We start from the raw sequence: 3,747 nt of genomic DNA on the forward strand, positions 1-3,747 counted from the left end.
TGGGGGAAGCTCCGGGCGAAAATCCATCGATCTGATATCGCGGCCACACACGTAACCAACACCGCCGATGCCGCGCCCCCACCCCACCCTCCCCCGCGAAGAGCGGGAGAGGGAGTGAGAGGACAACGCCCGTGGCCTGAAATGATAGCTTTGATGGAATCGATCCTCTAGTCGGAAGTTGCAGTCTAGTCCGGGCGCATCAACCGCGGAAGATGGTTTGGGCAGACCAAGGGATGCCCAAGCCGCTACCAAGGAGTTAAGCGGACGCACTTTGGGATAATTGGCGAGAGCATCGGCCGACATCATCTTGTGGCAACGCGAGGCTTCAAGAGTGAGGCGCAATTGCCTGCTGCCGCGCGTCTGACCAGAGGTAAATCGTTGATGCGAAAGACGCGGTCCGCGATTTTTCCGCAACCAAAAAGGGAGATCACAATGCGAAAGAGATTTATCGCCATGTTTGTCGTTCCGCTGATAGCTGCATTGACCGTGCAAGCGGCGGCCGCCTCGGAACGCCACCACATGCGAACGAAGGACCGCGCGGTGGCAACCGAGCGATTGCGGAACAGCAATGCCTGGTATGCCGCACCCGTTGATAACCTGGTGCCATCATACTCGTCGAACGGCTACGATGGCGGGCTGGGTTCGGGGATCGCTGGTCATTGATCTGCGATGTCTCGAGAAAAGATCCGGCAGTGCCGGAGCTTCTCTGACGCCCCGGGGCTCGGTATCCGCAGAGGCGCTGTCGTGCTCAGTTGATCGCTGCGCCATGACTTCTGGAAAATGACTCCCGTCAAGTGACCGCTGGAACATGAGCCCTGGAACATCCGGGCGTGCACCCCAGTCCAAGAAATCGGTTCATCCCCGTCCAAGACTTTCTCGCTCCGGCCAGCTAGTCGTCGGCCGAACGCGGCGACGGGCTGCCGGAAAACGGGAGAGCTTCCATGGCGATCGATTTTACGCTCAACGCGCGGCAGCGCGAACTGCAGCTCGATGCCCGCCAATTCGCCAGGGAGGTGCTCTCGGGCGCGAAGGCGAGCTATGAGAAGCTGCCGTCCCCGGAGGAGCGCTTTCTCGCGACCAGGCCGATATACGAAGCCATGGTGCGCGCGGGCTTTTTGCGGAAATGCATTCCCATTCCGGCAGGCGGCGAGAATGCCGGCCTGATCGACATGGCGATCATGGCCGAGGAACTTTACAGCGTGAACTCCAGCATCACCCTGACGCTGCTGGGCACGGTTCTCGGGCTGTTGCCGATCCTGCTCGGCGGAACGCCCGAGCAGTGCGGCCGGTTGCTGGCGCCGTTCCTGAAAAAAAGCGGCGCGCCCCTGGCTGGCTTCTGCTCCAGCGAACCCGGCGGCAGCGCCAATGCCGCCTCTCCACCGCCGGGAGAGGGCGTGCGGACCACTGCGAAACTCCGCGACGGCCATTGGGTCATCAACGGCCGAAAGAAATGGGTTTCCTCGGCGACGGGCTGGGACCGCGGGGGCGCCGATGTGCTGTGCGTCGTATGCCGGACCGATCCCGATGCCAGCCCTGAGAAGGCAATGTCCATCATCGCCGTCGAACGGCCCGCGGCGGGGATTGTTCTTGAGCGCGCGATCGATGCCGTGGGCCATCGTGGCCATCTCTCGCCGCAGTTCGGCTTGGAAAACGTAACCATGCCCGATGGCAATCTGATCGGCGAGCGGGGTGGCGGCCTCGCGCTGTCTTCGGCGAGCTTCACCGGGACCGCCGCGCTGGTCGGAATTCTTGGCGTCGCATTGATGCGGGCGGCGTTCGAGTTCGCCCTGCATTTCGCGCGCACCGAACGGCGCGGCGGCATTGATCCGATCATCGAGCATCAGGCTGTCGGATACGCCCTGGCCGACGCCAAGATGAAAATCGAATCGACAAGATATCTGAGTTGGCGCGCCTGCCACGCCGTCGACACCCAACATCCGGCCGCCGATGAGCTTGCGATCCAGGCCAAGATCTACGGCTCCGAGACGGCGGTCGCTGTGATTACCGATCTGATGCGGGTCGTCGGCATCGACAGCTACGACAACGAGCTGCCGCTCGGCGAACTGTTGCGGGATGCGCTGGTGCTGCCGATCTTCGACGGTGGCAACATGGGCATTCGACGCCGCCAGCTGCATGCGATGCTCAAACGCAGCGATTATCACCCGCTGACGGCGAGCGGCGCCGCTTGACGCGACAAGCGTGCGCTCGGAGGCAACAGACGAAGAGCTTTCACGCCATGATCGCGACCAACGTCACCGGCTTCTTTCACATGACGCAGAGCGTGATGGCGGCGATGGAGAAGCAAGGCAGCGGCCATGTCGTCACGATGACCACGAGCCTGGTCGATCAGCCGATGACCAGCGTGCCCGCCGCGCTCGCCTCCCTGACCAAGGGTGCCTTGAACGCGGCGACAAAATCGCTCGCGATCGAATATGCCAGCCGCAATGTGCATGTGAATGCGGTTGCGCCCGGCATCATCAAAACCCCGATGCATCCGGTCGAGGCCCATCCGGCGCTGGCGTCGCTCCATCCCATGGGACGCATGGGAGAGACCTCCGATATCGTCGACGCGGTGATTTACCTGGACAGCGCGGAATTCGTCACCGGGGAAATTCTTCATGTCGACGGCGGCCAGTCGGCGGGTCACCACACATTCGGCGCTTAGTGGACTGATGCCGTGAAAGCTGTCGTATCCATGCTCTCGGTCCTCATCCTGAGGAGCAAGCCTTCGCCCCGGAGGGGGAAGGCTTGCTCCTCGAAGGATGGCAGCTTGCACCGTCGTTTGCGGCCATCCTTCGAGACGCATCGCTTGCGCGATGCTCCTCAGGATGAGGATCGGGGAGTATGCCTATGATCAGCAAGACTGGCCAAAAGCAGATATGCCTTCTTCGCTGGATTCAGTTTGGGACCTGGCGTCCGGACAACGCCGCGACACGTCGGCGACAGCCCGCGCACGCCCGTTAGGTGGATTGCCCGGCGGCTTCCAAGATCAAGCGGGTGATCTCTTCGGGATGAGAGATCAGCGAGAGATGGCTCGCCTTCACTTCGATGGTCTTGGCGCCCATGCGCTTGGCCATGAAGCGTTCGAGATCGGGATTGATCGTCCGGTCTTCGGTCGAAACCGCATAGAAACTCGGCTTTGACCGCCAGGCCGCGTGCGTCGTCTTGCCCGCGAGCAGAGCCTTGTTGAACGGGTCCTGAACCGCATAAAGGACCTTCGCCTTCGCTTCCGGCAGGTCGCCAGCGAAATCGCGTAGGAAAGCCTCCTCGCTGAGACGTCCTTCATCGCCGTCGAAGACGATTCCGGCCGACGCCGGGGGCGTCGGGTATGTCTTGGCCAACGCCGCGTAATCCTCGCCCGCATCCGGCGCCCGCGCCGCCACATAGACCAGCGCCGACACGTTCGGATGCACACCAGCCTCGGTCACGATCATTCCGGAGAAAGAATGCCCAACCAGCACGGTCGGACCATCCTGCCGCGCCAGCACGCGCTCGGCCGAGGCTACCGCTTCAGGCAGCGTTGTCAGGGGGTTTTGCACGGAAGTGGCGTTGAGCCCAGCCTTCTGCAATCGTGCAATTACCTCGGACCAGGATGACCCGTCGGCGAACAGCCCGTGCACGAGGACGACGTTGCGAGCCTTGGGCACCGGCGCAGCAGTGGCGGCGGGCGTGCCTCGGATAAAAGTGCTTGCCGCGCCCAAAGCCGCCATGCTCACGAATGTGCGTCGATTCATTGAAAACACTTTT

4 protein-coding genes are annotated in these 3,747 nt (G+C 62.3%); 3 read left to right on the top strand and 1 reads right to left on the bottom strand.

The window, feature by feature from the left end; all coding sequences use genetic code 11:
* The first annotated feature begins 432 nt into the window (after positions 1-432).
* The 3 genes from ABSG20_RS31960 to ABSG20_RS31970 all read left to right on the top strand — a co-directional run bounded on the left by ABSG20_RS31960 (position 433) and on the right by ABSG20_RS31970 (position 2,665).
* Positions 433-663 (top strand): hypothetical protein, encoded by a 231-nt coding sequence (locus tag ABSG20_RS31960; protein ID WP_423868444.1) that lies wholly within the window; start codon positions 433-435, stop codon positions 661-663.
* 278 nt (positions 664-941) lie between these two features.
* The gene (locus ABSG20_RS31965) at positions 942-2,189 is read left to right on the top strand and encodes an acyl-CoA dehydrogenase family protein (RefSeq protein WP_423868445.1); all 1,248 of its coding nucleotides are present in this window, start codon (positions 942-944) and stop codon (positions 2,187-2,189) included.
* The gene (locus ABSG20_RS31970) at positions 2,186-2,665 is read left to right on the top strand and encodes an SDR family NAD(P)-dependent oxidoreductase (protein ID WP_423868446.1); all 480 of its coding nucleotides are present in this window, start codon (positions 2,186-2,188) and stop codon (positions 2,663-2,665) included. Before ABSG20_RS31965 ends, ABSG20_RS31970 begins: the two co-directional genes overlap by 4 nt.
* Before the next feature lie 295 nt (positions 2,666-2,960).
* Here ABSG20_RS31970 and ABSG20_RS31975 read toward each other — a convergent pair whose 3' ends face one another.
* Entirely contained in the window at positions 2,961-3,734 is a 774-nt protein-coding gene (locus ABSG20_RS31975; protein WP_423868447.1) for an alpha/beta fold hydrolase, read from the bottom strand.
* Positions 3,735-3,747 lie beyond the last annotated feature (13 nt).

Source organism: Bradyrhizobium sp. (genome assembly GCF_049512235.1).
Taxonomy (GTDB): Bacteria; Pseudomonadota; Alphaproteobacteria; order Rhizobiales; family Xanthobacteraceae; genus Bradyrhizobium.